We start from the raw sequence: 20654 nt of genomic DNA on the forward strand, positions 1-20654 counted from the left end.
ACCGACCATCCGGCCTTGTTCAATCCCACATCGGGGTCGGCCATTCTCGATAGTCGTCACCCTCGTCGTCCTGGTGGTCGTCGGTATCGCAGCTGCTCCCGCCCGTGCCGAGCCACCGCAGGGGTGGACCGGAACGATCACCCTTGCCGGAACCGGGCCTGCGGCGAGCGCGAGCGTCAAGTGGTACTTCGACGGTCGGGTGGACGAAATCGTGTCGCAGGCGCCGGCCGGAACGGAGTGGATCCAGACCGCGCGCCACCTTGGAGCGACGGCCACCAGCGGCCCGTACAGCAACGGAACCTGCACGCTTCACCAGGCGTCGGGATCCGCTCCCCCCGGGGAGCTCCGGGTCCGGTTCACCACGATCGCGTTGCCGACGGTCGGCGGGCCGAACTTCGGGATCATCGTCCGGGGCACTTCGCCCTACCCCGAGTTCACGTTGCACGGCACCTATACGTGCCCAGGCTCGTCCGGCAGCTGGAGCGAGGGGCAAACCGTTGCACCGCCGTTCCTCGACGTTGGCGTCTCTCCTCTGGCCGATCGAACGTATCCAAACGGAACCGAGACGATCACGGGAGTGGGCGGCCGGCCGCTGTTCAACTCGGTGATCACGGAAGGCACGTCAGCCTGGAGGCTCACGCGCGCACCCGATCGCGATTTCGACGGCGTGCCCGATACGAGCGACAACTGCGTCGACGTTTTCAACCCGTCGCAGGAGAACGGCGACGAGGACGAGTTCGGAGACGCGTGCGAGCAGACGCGCATCGTGATTGTGAAGCAGACGATTCCAGACGGCTCGACAGCGACGTTCCAGTTCATCGGCGACGTCAGTGGGACAATCGGAGATGACGGCGTCCTCTCGAGCGGCGCTGACCTACCGCAGGGCGTCTACTCGGTGACCGAGCAGGCGACCCCGGGATGGACCCTCGACTCGATCGCGTGCGAGGACGAGAACGGCGATTCCGTGGGCTCCGGCGCCACGGCGACCATCAGGCTCGCCAAGTGGCAAACGGTGACGTGCACCTTCACGAACAAGCGCACTTGCGATGGTCTCGAGTACGCCGAGATCGTCGGCTCGCCCCCGATGGTTCGAGCGCTCTCCGTCTTCCCGAACGCCGATGCCGCCTGCGAAGGCGTCTGGGTGCCGACGGTGAACCCCCTCGTCGGCTCGTTCGTTCCGCAAGGCCTAGCCATCGAGGGACGCACCGCGTTGGTGTCCGGCTACTTCAAGGACGGTCCCGACGAGGTTCGAATACTTCAGGTGAATCTGGACACAGGGGCGCTTCTGGCAACCCGTAAGCTGTCCGGGCTCGGGCACGGCGGTGGACTGGCGCTCGACGGCCAGGGCGGCCTGTGGCTCGCGGATACGAACGACCTCTGGCGACTGGAGCGCAGCTCCCTGTTCGCTGACAACGCGCCCGCTCCGCAGCGGATCAAGCTCAAGCAACCGCTCCAAGCGTCTTTCCTTGCCAACGGCAGCTCCGGGTTCATGTGGATCGGCACGTACGAGAAGAATGGGCCGTCGGCGATGTACGAGTTCTCTGTCGCGTACCTGAACCAGTGGCTCGGCAAGCCGCAACCACTTCAGGCAGGCTTCGCAGCCACGAAGCTCACCGTGGCGAACAAGGCGCAGGGTGCCGCTTTCCACGGGGGCGCGTTGTGGGTCTCGTCCTCCACATCGACGTCGGGCACGCTGACTCGTACGGCGTCGCCGGTCGTCACCACGTTCGGCTTCGGCCCCGGAGTCGAGGAGCTCGAGTTCGACGGGAACGGCGATCTCTGGGCGGTATTCGAGGCCGGCACCGCGCCCGACTACCTCGGCGCCTTCTATCCGGTCATTGCGCGGTTCGACCCCGCACTAATCGACGCGGCTCCGTAGTGAAGGACAAGCGAAGAAGTGCGAGCCTGTGAGGAGACGTCGCCGACCGTACTCACGATCGCTCTGCGCCCTCCGTGCAGTGCCGGCGCTCACGGCTGCGCTCTTGGCCGCCCCGGCGTCTCCCGCGTGGGGCGCGCCGTCGAGTCCGGCGTCTCCCAAGTTCTACAACGTCACCGTCACGGCTCGGGTGAAGACGACATGGATCGACGGCGGCTGCGCCCCGTACTGCAATCCCTACGACGGAACGGTCGAGTGGACCGAGCAGTATCAGGGTGTTCGCATCGCATCCTCGAAGGCAACTGGCTACGTGCGGCTCGGGGGACGCCGGACCGGGACGACCACGGCCCGCTGGGATCACGCGAACGGGCAGTTCTGCGCAGAGAAGCTCACGGAAACGCTCAGGGCCGAACTCGAGATCGATGCGCTCTACTACCTCCCAGGGCGCGACGTCGTCCGGGGAAAGCGGCTCGAGCCGTCACTGCGTCTTGCCGCCTACCAGCGTGGGCCCGCAGAAGGCAGCACGCACAGCTGTGGGACGCAGATACACCCGGTTCCGGTCGCCGGCCGTCTCGGCACGAGTCTCGTCCGGGGGTCGGTCAGCGATGCAGGAGTTCTGCTTGGCGAGTTCAGATTCGGTCGAGGCGTGAGGGGCGCGCCGAGCCCGCCGCTTGCCCAGCTGAGCCGCGGTGCCGGCTTCACGATCTCCCTTGCGGGCACCACGAAAGACCTCGCGTCAACGAGACAGGACCTCGCCAACGGGAAGCAGGCCACCTACACCGAGGGAGCCGTCCGCATCGTGTTCACCCCGGTCGCCCGCAAGTTGCAGCGCACGCCGAGCGCACGTCTCGCGCGAGGCCATACGGTCGGTGGCGCGAGCCCGACGTGTGCGACGACCTTCCCGGTGTGGTGGTCGACGAAGAAGCGCGCCTGCTTTCTCGTCACTGCGACGGCTCGCTGGCAGCTGAAGAGGACGTGGACGCAGGACGAGTACGGGGCGGCCTGCAACGGCGCGGAGACGACGACCATGTCGTGGAAGAGCACTCCGAGCTCTTTCTGGGTCGGTGACACGTTCCCGACGGGCTACACGGGCACCTCGCGCATCCGGACCAGCCGTTTTGTCCAGGGACCGCTGGCGGGAAGCGTCTCCGTCCGGGCTTCGGGCGGCTCGTTCGAGTTCCGCTGTGCTCCATTGCTCGACGAGGACTGCGGCGCGCGCAAGGTCACGTTCTCGGACCCTGTCCCCGTCTACGTCGTGCCGGCGCGGAAGCCGGTGACGCTGCTCCTGACCGTCCACACGAACTCACCGCCCGCCTCGCCATTTCGCTCGTGCGGTCTCGTCGACACAGTAGAGCTCTCGCCCTTCCCCGCGTTCGGTGGCTGGGTGCTCGCCGAGCAGGCATGGAAGCCCGGCATCCTCGGTCAGCTCGACGACCTCGCCGAGAAGCGACTGCTCTCGACACCCGTCGGCGGAAGCGTCTCCTTCGCGGCAATCGGCCATCCCGTCGACGACGAGGCACACCAGACGATCACCGGCTACCTGACCGGAGCGGTGACCTTCAGGCGTGTGCAGTAGCCGCGGTCGCACAACTCCCGAGGAGGGCCCAATGACTCGCCATCGCATCACGCCGCACTCGAGAAACGCCGGCTTCGCGCTCGCGCTGCTCACGAGCGCCGTCCTCACGGCGATCGGAGCCGGGAGCGCCGATGGGCGGCTGGTGCGAAGGGCCTCCAGCGGTACGCGTACCGGGTTGCCGTGACGTACACGCTGACGCGCGACGCGGTCGATCCGGCGTCGGGACAGCACACGACAGTCGAGCGGCGCCTCGAAGCTGCGTTCCGGGTCTGGGCGAAGCTGAACGAGGACCAGGTCTACACCGGAACGAGTGGGGACCACGCGGAGGTGGACGGCAAGGCCGTTGCGATCGTGCGGGACGACCGGACGACGCCGGCGTGCACGCAGACGACCGAGACGAAGGGACGGATCGGGCTGAAGTTCGTGACGAGCCGCGCACCGCTGACCGCCGTGTACATCTCGTGGAACCCGGGCACCGTCGGACGGCTGCCGGCGCTGCCCTGTGGGGCGGCGGAGATCGAGCCCCCGGAGACGGGGACGCGTGGCAAAGGCGACTGGGCTCGCGTCACGGGCGGCGGGCTTTCATACGAGTCGCGAACGACGTTCTCCGGCGACGTCTACACCAACCTCGCGGCGGGGAGAAACGCCACGTTCGAACTCGCGCTCCCGGTGTCGGGGCAGCCGGCCGGGGCTGCGCGCGCGGTCGTCCGCCTCGCGTTCGTCCGGGCAGCCGACCTCGAGCCGAAGCCGTCCGCGACGCCCGTCGTCATCAGCCAGCCCGTGATCAACGGGATCAGCAGGTACGGCGCCTCGGTGTGGCTCGCCCTGACGCAGGACGGTCAGCGCGTCCGGATCGCAGACGCGACGTGCACCGGGAGCATCGCCGGCGGACCTCCGGTGACCGGGAACGACTCGGGGTACCACTTCCCGCGGGCCGCTCCGCGGCTCGTCAAGCGGTGGCCCGAGCTGGCGCGCGCGAAGGGATGGGTGACGCTCGCGGTGTGCACCTACGAGCACGAGGAGTACACCAAGGCGTGCGGGAAGACATTTCGGGGGAGCCTGCGGCTGGTCGTCGGCGGCAAGACGACCGTCAGGCGATTCTCCTTCGACTGGAAGGAGAAGGGTCGGGCATGCTCCTAGGCGCCCGCTTGCGGAGCGTGACCGTCGCCGTATCCTGCCTTGCCGCGGCGTCGGCCGCGGCATCCGCGGACGCGGGCCCGCGGGCGGCACCCCTGCGACCGATCGTCTACGTCAACGGCTACGCGACGTACTCGATCCGTCCCGACGGAACCCGCTGGAAGCAATTGAACGAGTGCTACCTCGGCCCGCTCGCCACCAATGGCCGGCAGATCGTCGGCGCGTTCTCCGGCGCGAGGCTCTCTCCCGCCCTCGCGCTGGTTCCTGCCCAGGCGGAGCTGGTCAACGACTGCGACAACGGCCCGCGAGACCCGTCCGTACTCCGGTACCGGCTCCGGCCCCGCGGTACGCAGCCGAGCTACTGGAACACACTCGCCTGGGCGCGCGACGGACGCCGGATCCTCGGTGTCGGCCCGTTCGGGACGGGAGGAGACCAACGCGGTCGGATCGTTGTGTTCGACGCGAACGGGATGGGCTACCGGATCCTCGACACGTCGGGCCTCGACGGCGTCCGGAGCAGTGTCACCGGCGCAGCCTGGTCGGCAGGCGGCGACCGCATCGTCGTCGGGCGGGTGTTCAAGAGCAGCGACTGTCCCGAGTTCGTCGAGACGAAGACAGTCGGGGCCGGCTGTGACCGCTCGGAGCTCGCCGTGATGCACGCAGACGGATCGGGCGCGCGATCGCTCTACAGGCCGCCGCAGATCGAGGGCTCGCAGGTGGACGACCTTCCGGAGGGGTCAGGCCTACACAAGCTGCCGAGCCCGATCTTCACGCCGTTCGCGTGGCACGGCAACCGGATCTACGTCACCGACGGCGACCAGCGGAACGGGACGCGGATCGCGGTCGTCGGGAACGACGGAACAGGGTTCCGGTACCTCACGGGAAGGGGCTCCCTGTCGGGCAGCCCCGCCTTGTCCCCCGACGGCAGGCACGTCGCTCTGGTCTGGCTTCCCGGCTGCGTCACGGGGAGCGAGACGACTTGCGGCAAGTCGCCCAGCCTCTACGTGATGAGCAGTGCAGGGGGTCCGCTCCGGACTGTCCGTGTGCGGCAGCCACTCACATCGGCGACGTGCTCGCGCGGCTCGCTACCGGGGCGCAGGACGTGTATCCGGACCAACATCGGCTTCGACCGGGTGGCGTGGTGAGCGGTACGACGGGGCTAGTGCGTCGGTGGAGCGGCCGCACTTCTGGCGCGTTCGACGAGGGCAGCCCCAAGAGGGGTACGGGCCGCCGTGGCGGCACCTCGTTCCTCGACCAAGGAGGTCACCGTGACCGATAGCGGTTCACGTTGTCAGCGTCCGCCGGGTAGCCGTCGGCATTGGGTCTGCGCACTCGCGATCCTAGCGCTGGGTGCCTCTCTCGCCGCAGTCTCGGCGCCGACCGGTTTCGGGGCGCCCGCTGCGGAGGGTGCCGAAGGCACGGGGCATCGAGTCGGGATCACTGCGTTCATGATCGGCTCCACCCCCGCCAGCGCCCGGAAGGCGATTCGCTCGGGCGAGGTCGAGGCGCTTCGGTTCGCGTTCGGCGTCGACCTGATCTCCGAGCACGGCAACGGCCCCGACACGACGGAGACGCTGCGGCTGACGCTCCCCACAGGACTGACATGGGGCGATGCGCCCGCGGACGCGAAGACGCTGTTTCCCGCGGGGGTCCCGAGCCGCTGGACATTCAGCCCGGAATTGGAGTCGTGCACGGTAAGCGTGCGCTCAGCCGTGTGCACGGCGACGGGTGTTCCGAGCGGAACGATGCTGTTCGGCTGGTTGCTCGACGTCGTCGCCAGTTCTGCGGGAACGTACGAGATCCTGGCGGAGCTCACTCCCAGCGATGGTTTCACCCGGCCGTCCGGCCGCGTGAACGGACGAGCAGTCCTCACCGTGCTCGTGGGGGCGCCAAAGCTCGTGATCGGGACTCCACGGATCTCGAGGTCGAAGCTCCAACCGTCGATACTTCGTGTCGTCGTTCCGATGACGAGCAACGGCGCTCCGGTCTCGCCGACCGCCGGACGATTCAGATTCGATCGGTGCGTGGCCCGAATGCTGCAGGATCCGGGATACGAGAAGAAGCGAGCCCGCGGACATCCGGGCGGGGCCGCAGTCGGGTCCGTGAACTGCAGCATCTACTTCAACAACGCGCAGTACCGAGGCATGACGTTGGCCGGGGAGGTCCATCTCCGTGTGGCGGGCAAATCGGTCGTACGGAAGTTTTCCGTGAGGCTCGGCAGTGGCTCGGGCCTCGGTACTCCCGTTGGCGCGGTCATCGAGAAGAGCACGTCGAGCACGAAGCAGCCATCGTTCAAGTAACCGGAACGGGGCGTCAGGCGGCGAGCAGCGGCTCGAACCTGGCCGGGTCGTCGAACGGCCCGATCAGCGCGAGGCGCAGGTCCTGTCCGAGGATGTCCTCGGCGACCCGGGTGACGTCCTCGCCGGTGACGGCGTCGAGGCCCGCGAGGACCTCCTCCGGCTCCACCGCCTGGCCCTCGAGGAGCTCGCGCCGGAGCCCGAACATGATCGTCGCGTGCGGGCTCTCGAGCCCCAGCACAAAGCGGCCCTTGGCGAACGCGCGGGCCTTCTCGAGCTCCTCGGCGGGTACCGGCTCCGCCACCGCGCGCCGGAGCTCCGTGACGATCGTCTCGACCGCCTCGTCGATCCTGGTCAGGTCGACGCCCGCCTGGGCGGCGAGCGTGCCCGCGTCGGCGTAGGAGTTGTTCGCGCAGTAGACGTAGTAGGCGAGCCCACGCTGCTCGCGAACCTCGGTGAACAGGCGCGAGGACATCCCACCGCCGAGCACGGTCGAGAGCAGCTGCACCGCGTAACGGTCGGGGTGGCCGTGCGGGTAGCTGGGCGCCCCGATCACGACGTGCGCCTGGTCCGACTGCTTGGTGTGCACGCGGACGGGGCTGCCGTTCCGTGACAGCACGACGGGCTCCGGTACCCCCGTCTCGGCCGGGTCGAGCGAACCGAGCAGCTCCTCGAGCCGCTCGAGGTGGTCGTCCCCCAGCTTGCCGCCGAGGCCGACGACCATGCGCTCGGGCTTGTACCACCGCTCCAGGTAGCCGAGGAACGTGTCGCGGTTGGCCGCCCGGATCGTCTCCTCGGTGCCGATGATGTCCCAGCCGAGCGGCTGGTCGCCGTACACGTGCTGCTCCCAGACGTTGCCGACGTAGGAGCGCGGCGTGTCCGCGTACATGTTCATCTCCTCGACGATCACGCCCTTCTCGCGCTCGATCTCGTCGGCGTCGAAACGCGAGTTGCGGAGCATGTCGACGAGCACGTCGAGCGCGACGTCGCGCGTCTCCGCGGCGCACTTGACGTAGTAGCCGGTCAGCTCCTTGCCGGTGAACGCGTTGAACTCGCCGCCGATCGCATCGATCTCGGTCGCGATGTCGCGCGCGGTCGGCCGACGCTCGGTGCCCTTGAAGAACATGTGCTCGGCGAAGTGCGCGATCCCGCTCTCCTCGCGCCGCTCGTAGCGCGAGCCGGCCGCCAGCATCACGAAGCACGAGACGGACTGCGCATGCGGCAGCGACGCGGTCAGCACACGGGTGCCGTTCGAGAGCTCGGTGCGGGCGAAGGTCGGCACGGCGCTGATGCTAGCCGTGGGCCCCCACACCCGGGCTGCGCGCCCACCACGCGTGGAGCAGCGCTCGCTCGCGCTCCGGGGTGAGCCCGACGCCTCCGACGGGCTCGGCCCCTGCGAGCGCCCCGGCGACGGTGTCGTCCAGCGGCCGGAAGGTCAGCCCGGCGGCGGTGGCACGGGTCGTGTCCACCCCGAGGAAGTGCCGCCAGTCGGGATTGCGCGTGTCGACCCAGAGCGGCAGCTCCATCCACTCGCCGACCTCCTGGTCGGCGAGGAAGGCGTCGTCCACCTCCACCGCGCGCGCGGACGCGCCCGTCACCCTTCGCGCGGCGTCGACGACCGCGCCCATCGTCGCCGGGCCGGTCGCGTTGTACGGCCCGGGCAGGCGCTTCTCGGCCGCCGCCACGATCCAGGCGGCGAGATCGCGGACGTCCACGAGCTGGATCGGCCGCCAGGCAGGGCCGGGGACGAGCACGTCGCCGCCGCGCGCCACCCGGTGCGGCCAGTACGTGAACCTCCCCGTCGGGTCGTACGGCCCGACGATGAGGCCGGCGCGGACCGCCGTCCACCGGCCGGGGAGCGCGCGCTCGACCTCCTGCTCGCAGAGGGCCTTCAGCGCGCCGTAGTCGCGTCCGACGTCCTCCGAGCCCTCCTCCGAGAGCACCGCGAGGGGGGAGTCCTCGTCCACGACCTCGGCGAACGACGCGTACACCGAGATGCTCGAGACGAAGACGTAGTGCGCGACCGCGTCGGCGAGGAGGCCGGCGCTCGCGGCCACGCGTCGCGGCAGGTAGCCCGACGTGTCGACGGCCGCATCCCAGGCGCGGCCGCCGAGACCGTCGAGGCCTCCGTCGCGGTCGCCGACGATGCGATCGACCTCGGGGTAGAGGCCGGGCTCCGTGACGCCACGGTTGAAGAGCGTCAACTCGTGCCCCCGCTCGAGAGCCGCATCGATGATCGCACGCCCGAGGAACTTCGGGCCTCCGAGCAGGAGAAGCCTCACGCGAGCTCGGCGACCGCGGACAGGAGCCGGTCGACCTCCTCGACGGTGTTGTAGTGGACGATTCCCGCCCGGACGGCGCCGTCGAGCTCGTCGAGGCCGAGCCGCCGCATCGTCTCGAGCGCGTAGTAGTTGCCCCACCAGACAGCGACGTCCCGCTCCGCGAGGTGCTCCGCGACCGACTGCGCCGTCCGTCCCGGCACCGAGAAGCAGAACGTCGGCACGCGGCCCTCCATCGTCGGGAGCCCGTGGAGCACCGCTCCGTCGGGGAAGCCGTCGAGGAACCGCCTCCCCATGGCGCTCTCGTGGGCCTGGATGGCGTCCCAGCCGATCGACCCGATGTAGTCGACGGCCGTGACGAAGCCTGCGAGCAGCTCGTGCTGGGAGGTGCCGAGCTCGAACCGGCGGCCGACCGGCTCGTCTGCGGCGGGACGCACCTTGTACGGGCGCCAGCTCCGCAGCAGGCCCTCGCGTCCGAAGGCCATCCCCATGTGCGGGCCGAAGAACTTGTACGGCGAGCAGATCAGCACGTCGCAGCCCCAGGCGGCGACGTCGATCGGCCCGTGCGGTCCGTAGTGGACCGCGTCGACCCAGGCGAGCGCGCCTGCCGAGTGGGCCAGGTCGACGATACGTCGGATGTCCGGGGCCGTGCCGACCGAGTTCGCCGCCGCCGGGAACGCCACCACCCTCGTCCTCTCGGACAGTTGGCGCTCGAGGTCCTCGTAGTCGAGCGCGAGGTCGTCCGTCACGTCGGCGAAGCGGACGTCGATGCCGATGTCCTGCTGGATCTCGAGCCAGGGAGCGACGTTCGCGTCGTGATCGAGGCGCGTGACCAGGACCTCGTCCCCCGGCTGCAGCGTTCGCGCGAACGCCCGTGTCAGCAGGAAGTTCAGCGCCGTCATGCTCTGGCCGAACGCGACCTCGCCGGGATCGCAGCCGAGGAACGACGCGGCCCGTTCGTGCGCGGCGTGTACCAGGGCATCCGTGCGACGGGACGTCTCGTAGGGCGCTCCGATGTTGGCATTGTCCTCGCGCAGGTAGCGCGAGATCGCGTCGATCACCTCGTCGGGGCACTGCGTGCCGCCGGGCCCGTCGAAGAAGGCGAGCCGCCGGTCGAGGGCCGTGTAGCGCGCGCGCACCGCCTCGACGTCGAGGCGCGCCTCGGCGATGTCCGTCACGCGACACGCCACGCGTACGTGGGCTTCGGCGTGAGGGAGGTTCCCACGAAGCAGTCGCGCTCGGCTTTCCCGAGCAGCTCGGCAACCGTCGCCTCGTCCGGTTTCGGCTCGAAGCCGACGTCGGCCTCGACGGAGAGCTCGACGAACCCGAAGAGCCCGTCCTCGCGCCTCGTGACGGTGCCGTGCGCGGCCGCGGTCGAGGTCAGGACGATCCCCTCGCGGACGCAGTGATGGCGAAGGCTCGTCAGCGAGCACCGCGCGAGGCCGGTCAGGACGAGGTGCTCCGGGGTCCACGAGGCCTCGTCGGCGCCGGCGAGCACCCCGCCGCCGCGGTCGGATCGAGCATCCCACGTCTCGTCGAGCGTGACCCTGTACTCGAACGATTTCGCCTCGGACGACATGGGAGCAGCGTAGATCACGGCCGTCGTCCGGTCCGTCTCGTACGGTTGCGGCCCATGCAGCGGTTGCGGCCGTTGAACGAGCAGGAGTGCTACCTCCGGTGCTACGGCTGGGTGGGCGGCGACGACGCCGTCAAGGTCGTGCGACCCGGTGACGATGCGCCCGAGGCGACCGCGGTGCTGACGGAGCGGATCCGCCGCGCGTTCGAGGCGCGGCTCGACGAGCGAGAGCCCGAAGCCGCCTAGACGCGAGCGCACCGGCCGGGGGCAGAATGGCGCCGATACGCGAGGCGCACCCGCTCGAGACGACCACTCCCAGCGCCGTCCCGGACATCCTCGCGCCCGGGCTCGCCGTCGTCCTGAGGAGTATCCATGTGTTTCCGACGACGCGGAGCACCGAGCCGGCGCACAAAGAACGCGGCAAAGCAAAGCTCCCCACGGTCCGGAGAGCCGCGGTACTCCGGCTCCAGCGCGAGCTGGTCGTCCCCCCTTAGCATCAGCCGATACAAGGTCTGAGAGGAGGCGAACCGTGTCTGGGCCGTTCGTTGTCAAGACGGTGTCGAAGATCCATCCCGGCAAGGCGGAGTCGTATCGACCGATGGTCGCGGAGTTCTGCAGGCTTGCTGAAGAGAGGGAACCGCGACTCCTGGTCTTCCACATCTATGTCAGCGAGGATCAGAGTTCCGAGGTTGTCCTTCAGATACATCCAGACGCAGAGTCGATGCAACATCACCTGGAAGTGATGGGCGAGAAGGTGCGAGAGACGTTCGCGTACACGGACTTCGAGAGCCTGGAGATCTATGGGCAGCCCAACGACGAGCTCAGGGCGTGGCTCGAGCGAGTCAGCGAGGGCGTTCCGTTCACTCTTCACGAGACGCACTGGGGCGGGTTCACGCGGCTCGGTGAAACCACTGCCGAGTAGTTCCCGCCAGGGCAGGGCGAATCAGTGCGTTGAGGAGCATTCCCGAATTGATCCATTGAGCTGTGGCGATCGGTCGGAGGCCGCGGCGCTAGGGTGCGCCACCGTGGCAGCCGTCTCGAGGAGCGCTGTCCCGGACGTGCTCGCGCCCGGGCTCGCCGTCGTCTTCTGCGGCATCAACCCGGGAATCCACTCCGACGCGAAGGCCGCCCACTTCGCCAATCCCCGCAACGACTTCTGGCGCCTGCTCCACGCAGCCGGGTTCACGCCCCGGCTCCTCGATCCTTCCGAGCAGCTCGACGTGCTCGGATTCGGCATCGGGCTCACGAACGCCGCCTACCGCACCACACGGGGCTCGTCCGACCTGCGCAAAGGCGACTTCCACGGCAGCGCCACTCGGCTCGAGCGGCTCGCGCTCGAGCTGCAGCCGCGCGCGATCGGGTTCGTCGGCAAGGAGGCCTTTCGTGGCCCGTTCGGCGGTCGGCCGGCCCACGGCCTGCAGGAGCGCCGGCTCGATCGGACGCTGCTCTTCGTCTTGCCCTCGACCTCGCCCGCGAACGCGGCCGTCCACTGGGACGAGCGGCTGCGCTGGTTCCGGGCGCTGCGGGAGCTCGTCTCGTGATTCTCAGGCACGGCGTGCGTGGCCTCGTCGTCGATTCCTCGGAGCGGCTCGTGCTCGTGCGCTTCGACTTTCCCGGCCGAACCGTGTGGGCCACACCCGGAGGGGGTGTCGAGCGTGACGAGACCGACGAGGACGCACTTCGCCGTGAGCTGCGCGAGGAGCTGGGCCTCGAGCTCGCCGTTCCGCTCGGGGAGCCAGTCTGGGAGCGAACGCACGCCTTCCCGATGACCGGCTGGGACGGGCAGGCCGAGCGCTTCTACCTGCTCCGTGTCGAGCCGTTCGAGATCACGCCAGCACTCGGTTGGGAGGCCCTGCGCTCCGAGGGCGTCGGCGAGATCCGCTGGTGGACGCTCGACGAGATCGGGGCGGCTTCCGGTGCCGTCTTCGCGCCGCGGCTGCTCCACGAGCACCTCGCGCGCCTGTTGCGGACCGGCGCCGGGCCCGCTGCGATCGACGTCGGCATCTGACGTCGCACGGCCGAGCGAGGCACACTGCTGCGGTGCGGGTCGTCGCGCTCCTCCGCGGGATCAACGTGGGGCCGAACAAGCGCATCGCGATGCCCGCGCTGCGGGAGATCGTCGAGTCGCTCGGCCACGCCGACGTCGAGACCTACCTCCAGAGCGGGAACGTCGTCTTCACGCCTCGCGGGCGTGGCGACCACGCAGCCGAGCTCTCCGCTGCGATCGCCGAGGCGACGGGCCTCGACGTGGCGGTCGTCGTCCGGACGGGCAAGCAGCTCGTCGCGGTCGTCGAGCGAAATCCGTATCCGGTCGACGACCCTACCCGGGTCGTCGTCGCGTTCCTCGCCGAGAAGGTGGGCCTGGCGGCGCTCGGCGTCTCGGATCCGTCGGCATTCGCCCCGGACGAGGTGACGCTCGTCGGACGCGAGCTCTACGTGAGCGTCCCGAACGGGCAGGCGCGCTCGAAGCTGATGGAGACGCTGGCGAAGCGCCGCCAGCCGACCACGCTCACGGTGCGGAACTGGCGCACCGTGCAGGCACTGGCGGAGATGGCCTCGGAGCGCCACCACAAGGGGCGAGGCTGAAGCCACCCCCAAGGTGCAACGAGCCGCTCGAGGGCCCTTCAGCCCCGCCAGCGGTTCGTGATCGGCGCTCGCCAGTCGCGGCCGAACGCGCGTGGCCGGAGCTTCACCCCGGGGGCCGCCTGCCGGCGCTTGTACTCTGCCCGGTCGACGAGCGCGAGGGTCCTGGCGACGATGGCCGGGTCGAACAGCTCCTCGAGCTCCTCGCGCGAGCGGTCGAGCTCGACATAGGCCTCGAGCACGGGGTCGAGTACCTCGTAGGGCGGCAGCGACTGGTCGTCGCGCTGGTCGGCCCGCAGCTCCGCCGTCGGCGGCCGCTCGATGGTCGACACCGGGATCAGCTCGCGACCCGCCCGCTCGTTCAGGTGCCGCGAGAGCCGGAAGACGTCGGTCTTGAACACGTCCTTCAGCAGCGCGTAGCCGCCGACCATGTCGCCGTAGATCGTCGCGTAGCCGACCGCCATCTCCGACTTGTTGCCGGTCGCGAGCACGAGCCAGCCGTGCGTGTTCGACAGCGCCATCAGGATCGTGCCCCGGATCCGCGCCTGAAGGTTCTCGGCGGCGAGCCCGTCGAGGCCGTCGAGCGCTTCATGGAAGGCTCGGACCACCTCCTCGATCGGGATCTCGCGAAAGTCGACGCCGAGGTTCTCGCTCACCTCGCGCGCGTCGTCGCGCGTTCCTTCGGACGAGAAGCGCGACGGCATCGAGACGGTGTGGACGCGCTCCGCGCCGAGCGCATCGGCGGCGATCGCGGCCGTCAGCGCCGAATCGATGCCGCCCGAGATCCCGATGACCACATCGGCGAAGCCGTTCTTCCTCACGTAGTCGCGAAGGCCGAGGCTGAGGCCGAGGCGCATCTGCTCGAGGTCGGTGGCGAACGGAACTGCGGCGGGCGCGAGGTGCTCGCCGACCGGGTGCGGCGCGCTCAACCGGATGGTCGTGGCGACGGGTGGCTCTGAGCGCGCGCGCCCGAGCTCGCGCCGGCGCACGTCGCGCAGGCGGCGGCCGATCGCCTCGGTCGGGTCGACGTCGACGACCAGAAGCGCCTCCTCGAACCCCGGCGCACGGGCGATCACCTCGCCTTCGTCGTCGAGCACCACCGAGTGCCCGTCGAATACCAACTCGTCCTGGCCGCCCACGAGGTTGCAGAACGCCACGTAGAGCGCGTTGTCGCGGGCCCGGGTGACGAGCATCTCCTCGCGGTCTTCCGCCTTGCCGACGTGGAACGGGGAGGCCGAGAGGTTGACGAGCAGCGTCGCGCCCGCGAGCGCGAGGTCGGTCGCGGGTGGGCCGGGCTGCCAGACGTCCTCGCAGATTGTCGGCCCGACGAGCACCTCGCCGAACTCGAGGAGGACGAGCTCGCGCCCGGAGGCGAAGTAGCGGTGCTCGTCGAACACGCCGTAGTTCGGGAGAAAATGCTTTCGGTACACGCCCTGCACCGTGCCCTCGGCGCAGACGAATGCCGCGTTCGTGAGGTCTCGGTCGAACGCGGGTGCTCCGACGAGCGCGACCGTCCCGGTGCAGGCCCGCGCGACCTCGTCGACGGCCTCGCGCGCTGCCCGGACGAACCCGGGGCGGAGGAGGAGATCCTCCGGGGGGTAGCCGGTGACGGCGAGCTCGGGGAAGACGACGAGGTCGGCCGTGGCGCCGGTCGCCTCGGCGACCGCCTTCGTGATCCGCTCCACGTTTCCGTCGAGGTCGCCGACGACGACGTTCAGCTGTGCCAGGGCAATCCTCACCGACGCATCCTCGCCGCTCCGCGTGCGGTTCGAGCACCAGGTTTTTGCCTCGCGGTCACAAACGTCACTCTATCCGCCGTGGGCACCGAGAGCGTCGCATCGAGCACCGATGCCGGGAGCGTCACGATCGCGCGCCGCTTCCGCGGGCCGCTCACGTCCGCGAACGGCGGGTACGCAGCGGGCGTCGTCGGGTCACGGGTCGGCTCCGCGGCCGAGGTCACGCTGCGGCTCCCGCCACCGCTCGAGCGCCCCCTCGCGCTCCACCGGGAGGGCGAGCGGCTGCTGCTGGAGGACGAGGGGCGGCTCGTGGCCGAGGGTCGGCCCGCCGACCCGGGCCTGGAGGCTCCAACGCCTCCGAGCCCGGGCGAGGCTGCCGCCGCGGAGGAGGGAGTCGGCACCTACGGGCCGCCCGAGTTCGCCGAGTGCTTCGTCTGCGGCGTCCGTGACGACGGGAGCGGCCTCGGGATCCATCCCGGCCCGGTGGCCGGCCGGGAGGACGGGCTGGTCGCAGCGACGTGGGTCGCGCACCGTGTGACCCCGGAGGTGGTGTGGGCCGCGATCGACTGCCCGGGCGCCTACGCAGCCGGCGATCCCGGCCGCGGCGAGGTCGTCCTCGGCCGCATGACCGCGCGCCTCGAGCGGTTGCCCGAGGAGGGCGAGCACTGCGTGGTCGTGGGCTGGCCGCTCGGTGAGGATGGCCGCAAGCTCTTCGCCGGCACGGCGCTCTACGGCCGCGGAGGCGAGGTGCTCGCCGTCGCCCGGCAGGTCTGGATCCTTCCCCGCTAGCGCACGCTCGCCCCCGCTAGTCCGTGAGCGGGGCGGAGCCGGTGGAGTTCCAGCGCACGATCACGGGTGTCTCGCGCTCGTATCCGAGAACCGAGAGCGAGCCCGTGTCGAGGCGGTAGTGCCGCCCGTCCGTGACCGGGCGCCCGAGCCACCGGGCAGCGAGCGCGCGCAGGCTGTGGGCGTGCCCGAAGACGAGGACGTCGCCCTCCGTCGCCCGGGCTCTCGCGATCACGCGATCCACGCGTTGCCGGACCTGGCCCGCGGTCTCGCCCCCCGGCGCGGGGTGGGACCAGATCGACCAGCCCGGTTCGGTCTCGCGGATCCTGGCCGTGCTGATCCCCTCGTAGCGTCCGTAATCCCACTCCACGAGGTCGTCGTCGACCTCGGCCTCGGGGTACCCCGCGAGCTCGGCGCTGTGGCGAGCCCGCAGCCGCGGGCTCGTGAGGACGAGCGAGAAGCCGTGACCGGAGAGCCGACCGCCCAGCAACCTGGCGGCCTCCATCCCAGCCTCGGTCAACGGCACGTCGGTGACCGACGTGTGGAGACGGTCGCGGCTCCAGGCGGTCTCACCGTGCCGGACGAGCCACAGCGAGCCGGCACGCACGGCGCGAGCTAGCGGGAGGTGAGGGCGACGAGCAGCCCGCCGTCGTCGTCGTACGCCGGGAACAGGTCGACGACGACCGGCTTGGTGAGGCCGGCGCGCGTCCGCAGCTCGAGCTGCTCGCCGAGACGACGGACACCCCATTCCCTGACGAGCTCGAGGGGTGCGGTGTCCGAGAGCGCGAACGCGGACGCCACGTCCCGCCCGATCAGGTCGGCCTCGCGGTACCCCGTCAGCTCGAACACGCCCCGCCCCACCGCGAGCACGCGAGCGTCCCGGTCGCAGACGACGAAGCCTGTGGAGGGTGCGGGATAGTAGTCCTCGAGCAGCTGGAACAGGAACCCGAAGCCGCAGCTCCGGCATTGTGGAACCTGACGCGAGAACCCCTCGGTGCCGTCGAGGTCGACCGAGCGCGTGCGGCAGTTCGGGCAGATGAAGACGGGCACGCGGCGATGGTACGTGGCGGGGCGGTTGCGGCCCCGTTAACGCCTGCCTGGGTTAGTGGTTGCTAACCTAGCGCGCGCTAGCTTGGAGGAGCACGACATGAGAGCTCGGCTCGTCACGGAGGAGAACAAGAAGTGGTGGACGCTCGCGGCCGTGTCGTTCGGGCTCTTCATGATCATGCTCGACAACACCGTCGTGAACGTCGCGCTTCCCGCGATCCAGCGCGACCTCGGCGTCGGGCTCTCCGAGCTGGAGTGGATCGTCTCCGGCTACGCGCTCACGTTCGCCGCGTTGATGCTGGTCGGCGGCAAGCTTGCGGACGCGTACGGGCGCCGGTTGCTGTTCGTGATCGGGATCGCGGTGTTCACGCTCGCGTCACTCGCCTGCGGGCTCGCCACGAGCGGCGACATGCTGATCGCCGCGCGGATCGCGCAGGGCGCCGGCGCAGCGATGATGAACCCCGCGACGCTGTCGATCATCGCCGCCACGTTCCCGGCGCGACAGCGCGGTACCGCGATCGGTATCTGGGCCGGCGTCTCCGCGCTCGCGCTTGCGATCGGGCCGCTCGTCGGGGGGCTCCTCACGGACCACGCGAGCTGGCACTGGATCTTCTTCGTCAACGTGCCGGTGGGCATCCTGGGGATCGCCGCGAGCTTCCTCCTCATCGACGAGTCCCATGACCCGACGCACGAGCGACTCGACCTGCCCGGCCTGGCGACGTCGGCGATCGGGCTGTTCGCCCTGACCTACGGGCTGATCGAGGCGAACACCTACGGATGGGGCTCGCCACGGATCGTCGGCGCCTTCGCGATCGCGGCGGCGGGGCTGCTCGCGTTCCTCTTCCTGGAGCGGCACCAGCGCGCCCCCATGCTCGACCTGACGCTGTTCCGCAACCGGACGTATGTCGGCGCGAACCTCGTCGTCCTGCTCGTCGCGCTCGCCATGTTCGGGGTCTTCTTCTTCGTCTCGCTGTACATGCAGAACGTCCTCGGGTTCACCGCGGTCCAGGCCGGGGCGGCGTTCCTCCCCATGACCATCCTGGTCATCGTCGTCGCGCCGATCGCGGGCCGGGTCTCCGACCGCTTCGGCTCACGCGGCCTCATGACGGCGGGGATGGCGCTCCTCTCCGTGCAGCTCGTCTACTTCAGCCAGCTCGGCACCGACGAGACGTTCTGGACGTTGCTCCCGGGCCTGGTACTCGGCGGCGTCGGCCTGTCGCTGACGATGACGCCGAGCGCCGCTGCCGCGACCCGCGCGGTGCCGGTGGAGAAAGCGGGCGTCGGGGCCGCGGTTCTGAACGCGTTCCGTCAGGTGGGCGGCTCGGTGGGGATCGCGTTGATGGGGGCGATCATGGCCGCGCAGCTCAGCGAGCCACCCAGCATCGCGTCGTTCATGCGCGGCTTCGAGCACGCGCTCCTCGTGGCCGCGGGGATCGCGATCGCGGGCGCGATCGTCGCCGGCGCGCTGATCCGGCCGCACGACACGACGCGCGAGACGGGCGAGCAGGTGCAGCCTGCCGAGGCGGCGTGACTCGCCGGAAGCGACTTCCAGCCGAGGAGCGGCGGCGCGCGATCCTGAAGGCGGCGCTGCGGGTCTTCTCCAGCAGTAGCTACGCGGGGGCGACGACCGCGGAGATCGCGCGGGAGGCCGGCGTGAGCGAGCCGGTCCTCTACCGGCACTTCGCGTCGAAGCGGGATCTCTGGACGGCATGCCTCGACGCCGCCTGGGAGGAGCTTCGCGGTGCGCTCGACGCCGCGGTCGAGGAGATGCTCGAAGTGCCGCGCGAGGAGTTGCTCGCGCGCCTCCCTGAGGAGCGAGCCGCTTCCGTGCCGCCGTCCGCCGCCCGCTGGAAGAAAGCGCTGCTCCCGAACCTCTGGATGCAGGGTGTCACCGAGGCCAACGAGGACCGCGTGATCCGCAAGCACGTCGCGCGACACATGCGGGTCGTCCACGACCATGTCGCGGCGAGGCTGCGTGACGGCCAGGCTGCCGGCGTGGTGCCCGCCGACCGGGATCCGGACGCAGAGGCCTGGGTGATGATCGCGGGAGGGCTCCTGCGGGCGGTCGCCTCCCGGCTCGGCGAGCTGCTCGACGAGGACGACCTTGCCGCGATCCAGCGCGAGCGGGTGCGCTGGCTCGTCGGCGAGCCGTCTACGTGACCCAGCGGAGCGCCCAGAAGGCGAGCATCCCGGCCCCGATAGCGAGCCCGAGGTTGCGCGTCCTCCAGGCCACGATCGTCGCGATGCCGGCGCCGGCGGCGCGGATCTCGCCCTCCCCGAAGTCACCTTCGAGCGAGGGAGTGACGAGCGCGGCGAACACCGCGATCGGGACGAAGTGGAGGAACCGCACCCAGAAGTCGGGCAGCTCCGTCTGCAGGGCGAGCCCGGCGTAGCGCGAGCCGAAGGTCACGGCGAGCATCCCGGCGACGGTGAGCCAGAACGTCACGCGACCTCCCGCGCCGCATCCTCGAGGTGGAGGTCGTCGGGGCGTCCGCGGGTCAGGAGCGCGCCGAGCAGGCTCCCGGCGACACCGGTCACGAGGACCGGCAGCCCGCCGGGGAGGCCCTCCGAGAGGGCGTAGGCGAGCACGCCCGACGCGACGGCCACGACGAGCTCGACGCGCGTGCGCACCAGCGGCACCAGCAGCGCCAGGAAGGCGAGGGGGAAGATCAGATCGAGGCCGATCTCGGCGGGATCGGTGATCGCCGAGCCGACGAGCGCGCCTCCCAGCGTCGCCAAGTTCCAGGTGACGAAGAGGCTGAGCTCGGCGCCGAGCAGGAAGGAGAAGGTCCGCTCCTCGCGCGCCGCGACGACGCCGAACGCCTCGTCGGTGAGGAAGTACGCCGCGGTCGTGCGGCGCCAGCCTCGGAGCGGGATCTGCCGTCCGAGCGACAGCCCGTAGAGCACGTGGCGGACGTTCAGGAGGAACGTCGTCGAGACGATCTCGGCGGCCGCCGCGCCGGTCCCGAAGAGGCCGACTGCGGTGAACTGCGCGCTGCCGGCGAACACGAGCACCGAGAGCGCCTGGGTCTCGACGAGCGAGAGCCCGACGTCCCGGGCGAGCACCGCATACGCGAGCGCGAACGGGACGACGCCGAGCCAGAGCGGCACCATCGCGCGGAATCCCTGCGTGAAGCCATGCGCCGCGTCCGCTCGGAGCTCCACGCCGACGATGCTACGCAGGGGGCGTATCGTGGCCGGCGTGCGTACCGTCGTCCTCGGCGTGCTGGTCGCGCTGCTGCTGACCCCGTTCGCCGCCGCCGTGCGGGCGGACTCGCCCGCCGCGACGAAGCGTGTCGTCCGCTCGTGGAGCGCACGGCTCAATGCGTACGACAACGCGGGTGCGGCGCGGCTGTTCGCGCGGCCGGCCGTGTTCGAGCAGGGCGGGACGGCACTCAGGCTCCGCGACTACCTCGACATCGCCCTCTGGCACAGCCTCCTCCCGTGCGCGGGGCGGATCGCGTCGATCACGGTAAGGGGTGACCGGGCCACGGCCGTCTTCGTCCTCGCGAACGGCAGGGGCCGCCGCTGCGGCGCGGCGGGTCAGAAGGCAGCGGCGGTGTTCCGCATCCGGAACGGCAAGATCCTGAGCTGGACGCAGATCCCGGTGCCGGCCCCGAAGGGTCCGACCGCGTAGTTCAGCCTGACGACTCGCGCGAGCGGCCCGGTGCTTCTCGACTCTCGGTCACCGCGTGGAGGCCGGAGGCCGGCTTTGCCGGCCGGGAGGCCAAAGGGGGCTTGGCGTCGCCGTACGCCGGACG

The 20654-nt window shown here is 70.3% G+C and carries 24 protein-coding genes; 15 read left to right on the forward strand and 9 right to left on the reverse strand.

Translation table 11 applies throughout. The features are described 5' to 3' along the window. Positions 1-73 precede the first annotated feature (73 nt). The 6 genes from VFO26_RS07455 (at position 74) to VFO26_RS07480 (ending at position 6889) form a co-directional block, all read left to right on the forward strand. Positions 74-1879, forward strand: coding sequence for a prealbumin-like fold domain-containing protein (locus VFO26_RS07455; protein WP_325114294.1), 1806 nt, complete (start codon positions 74-76; stop codon positions 1877-1879). Between the two features lie 187 nt (positions 1880-2066). After that, positions 2067-3452 (forward strand): hypothetical protein, encoded by a 1386-nt coding sequence (locus VFO26_RS07460; protein WP_325114295.1) that lies wholly within the window; start codon positions 2067-2069, stop codon positions 3450-3452. A gap of 31 nt (positions 3453-3483) precedes the next feature. Then, positions 3484-3636, forward strand: a complete 153-nt coding sequence (locus VFO26_RS07465) for a hypothetical protein (protein WP_325114296.1) — start codon at positions 3484-3486, stop codon at positions 3634-3636. Continuing rightward, on the forward strand, positions 3633-4592 hold the full coding sequence (locus VFO26_RS07470; RefSeq protein ID WP_325114297.1) for a hypothetical protein: 960 nt from the start codon (positions 3633-3635) through the stop codon (positions 4590-4592). Before VFO26_RS07465 ends, VFO26_RS07470 begins: the two co-directional genes overlap by 4 nt. Positions 4593-4609: 17 nt before the next feature. Next, on the forward strand, positions 4610-5734 hold the full coding sequence (locus VFO26_RS07475) for a hypothetical protein (protein WP_325114298.1): 1125 nt from the start codon (positions 4610-4612) through the stop codon (positions 5732-5734). A gap of 303 nt (positions 5735-6037) precedes the next feature. After that, entirely contained in the window at positions 6038-6889 is an 852-nt protein-coding gene (locus tag VFO26_RS07480; RefSeq protein WP_325114299.1) for a hypothetical protein, read from the forward strand. Between the two features lie 13 nt (positions 6890-6902). On the opposite strand, the gene VFO26_RS07485 is transcribed toward VFO26_RS07480, so the two are convergent. Genes VFO26_RS07485 through VFO26_RS07500 form a run of 4 tightly spaced genes read right to left on the reverse strand, consistent with a single transcriptional unit; the run spans position 6903 to position 10744 of the window. Further along, positions 6903-8168, reverse strand: coding sequence for a pitrilysin family protein (locus VFO26_RS07485; RefSeq protein WP_325114300.1), 1266 nt, complete (start codon positions 8166-8168; stop codon positions 6903-6905). A gap of 10 nt (positions 8169-8178) precedes the next feature. Further along, positions 8179-9168 carry an NAD-dependent epimerase/dehydratase family protein gene (locus VFO26_RS07490; RefSeq protein WP_325114301.1) on the reverse strand — a complete coding sequence of 330 codons (990 nt, stop codon included), beginning with the start codon at positions 9166-9168 and terminating at the stop codon, positions 8179-8181. Beyond that, positions 9165-10343, reverse strand: a complete 1179-nt coding sequence (locus VFO26_RS07495; protein WP_325114302.1) for a cysteine desulfurase-like protein — start codon at positions 10341-10343, stop codon at positions 9165-9167. The genes VFO26_RS07490 and VFO26_RS07495 overlap by 4 nt, the downstream gene beginning before the upstream one ends. Next, positions 10340-10744: an OsmC family protein gene (locus VFO26_RS07500; protein ID WP_325114303.1), complete on the reverse strand. Its 405-nt coding sequence runs from the start codon at positions 10742-10744 to the stop codon at positions 10340-10342. Before VFO26_RS07500 ends, VFO26_RS07495 begins: the two co-directional genes overlap by 4 nt. A gap of 54 nt (positions 10745-10798) precedes the next feature. Between VFO26_RS07500 and VFO26_RS07505 the strand changes: the two genes are divergently transcribed. The 5 genes from VFO26_RS07505 to VFO26_RS07525 all read left to right on the forward strand — a co-directional run bounded on the left by VFO26_RS07505 (position 10799) and on the right by VFO26_RS07525 (position 13327). Continuing rightward, positions 10799-10987, forward strand: coding sequence for a hypothetical protein (locus tag VFO26_RS07505; protein WP_325114305.1), 189 nt, complete (start codon positions 10799-10801; stop codon positions 10985-10987). A gap of 283 nt (positions 10988-11270) precedes the next feature. Then, the gene (locus tag VFO26_RS07510) at positions 11271-11663 is read left to right on the forward strand and encodes a hypothetical protein (protein WP_325114306.1); all 393 of its coding nucleotides are present in this window, start codon (positions 11271-11273) and stop codon (positions 11661-11663) included. Between the two features lie 103 nt (positions 11664-11766). Next, entirely contained in the window at positions 11767-12282 is a 516-nt protein-coding gene (locus VFO26_RS07515) for a mismatch-specific DNA-glycosylase (protein ID WP_325114307.1), read from the forward strand. A 14-nt stretch (positions 12283-12296) separates the two neighbouring features. Beyond that, positions 12297-12749, forward strand: coding sequence for an NUDIX domain-containing protein (locus tag VFO26_RS07520; protein ID WP_325114308.1), 453 nt, complete (start codon positions 12297-12299; stop codon positions 12747-12749). Between the two features lie 32 nt (positions 12750-12781). Next, a complete protein-coding gene (locus tag VFO26_RS07525) occupies positions 12782-13327 on the forward strand; it encodes a DUF1697 domain-containing protein (RefSeq protein WP_325114309.1) in 546 nt (181 codons plus the stop codon). Positions 13328-13365: 38 nt separating this feature from the next. Here VFO26_RS07525 and VFO26_RS07530 read toward each other — a convergent pair whose 3' ends face one another. Beyond that, positions 13366-15063, reverse strand: a complete 1698-nt coding sequence (locus tag VFO26_RS07530) for an NAD+ synthase (RefSeq protein WP_325114310.1) — start codon at positions 15061-15063, stop codon at positions 13366-13368. Between the two features lie 78 nt (positions 15064-15141). Between VFO26_RS07530 and VFO26_RS07535 the strand changes: the two genes are divergently transcribed. Then, positions 15142-15849, forward strand: coding sequence for a hypothetical protein (locus VFO26_RS07535; RefSeq protein WP_325114311.1), 708 nt, complete (start codon positions 15142-15144; stop codon positions 15847-15849). A 16-nt stretch (positions 15850-15865) separates the two neighbouring features. On the opposite strand, the gene VFO26_RS07540 is transcribed toward VFO26_RS07535, so the two are convergent. Then, positions 15866-16453, reverse strand: a complete 588-nt coding sequence (locus VFO26_RS07540; RefSeq protein WP_325114312.1) for a histidine phosphatase family protein — start codon at positions 16451-16453, stop codon at positions 15866-15868. 8 nt (positions 16454-16461) lie between these two features. After that, on the reverse strand, positions 16462-16896 hold the full coding sequence (locus tag VFO26_RS07545) for a PAS domain-containing protein (protein WP_325114313.1): 435 nt from the start codon (positions 16894-16896) through the stop codon (positions 16462-16464). A gap of 97 nt (positions 16897-16993) precedes the next feature. Here VFO26_RS07545 and VFO26_RS07550 point away from each other — a divergent pair, with 97 nt between their 5' ends. Together VFO26_RS07550 and VFO26_RS07555 are read left to right on the forward strand one after the other, a co-directional pair. Continuing rightward, entirely contained in the window at positions 16994-18424 is a 1431-nt protein-coding gene (locus VFO26_RS07550; protein ID WP_325114315.1) for an MFS transporter, read from the forward strand. Next, complete coding sequence (locus tag VFO26_RS07555) at positions 18421-19053, forward strand: TetR/AcrR family transcriptional regulator (protein WP_325114316.1); 633 nt, start codon at positions 18421-18423, stop codon at positions 19051-19053. The genes VFO26_RS07550 and VFO26_RS07555 overlap by 4 nt, the downstream gene beginning before the upstream one ends. Here VFO26_RS07555 and VFO26_RS07560 read toward each other — a convergent pair. Both VFO26_RS07560 and VFO26_RS07565 read right to left on the reverse strand, forming a co-directional pair. Beyond that, the gene (locus tag VFO26_RS07560) at positions 19046-19339 is read right to left on the reverse strand and encodes an AzlD domain-containing protein (protein WP_325114317.1); all 294 of its coding nucleotides are present in this window, start codon (positions 19337-19339) and stop codon (positions 19046-19048) included. The two genes, VFO26_RS07555 and VFO26_RS07560, sit on opposite strands and share 8 nt — an antisense overlap. Further along, complete coding sequence (locus VFO26_RS07565) at positions 19336-20058, reverse strand: AzlC family ABC transporter permease (RefSeq protein ID WP_325114319.1); 723 nt, start codon at positions 20056-20058, stop codon at positions 19336-19338. Before VFO26_RS07565 ends, VFO26_RS07560 begins: the two co-directional genes overlap by 4 nt. Before the next feature lie 37 nt (positions 20059-20095). Between VFO26_RS07565 and VFO26_RS07570 the strand changes: the two genes are divergently transcribed. Continuing rightward, the gene (locus VFO26_RS07570; protein WP_325114320.1) at positions 20096-20530 is read left to right on the forward strand and encodes a nuclear transport factor 2 family protein; all 435 of its coding nucleotides are present in this window, start codon (positions 20096-20098) and stop codon (positions 20528-20530) included. The last annotated feature ends 124 nt before the right edge of the window (positions 20531-20654 follow it).

It is taken from the genome of Gaiella sp. (genome assembly GCF_035710885.1).
In the GTDB taxonomy this organism is placed as follows: Bacteria; Actinomycetota; Thermoleophilia; order Gaiellales; family Gaiellaceae; genus Gaiella.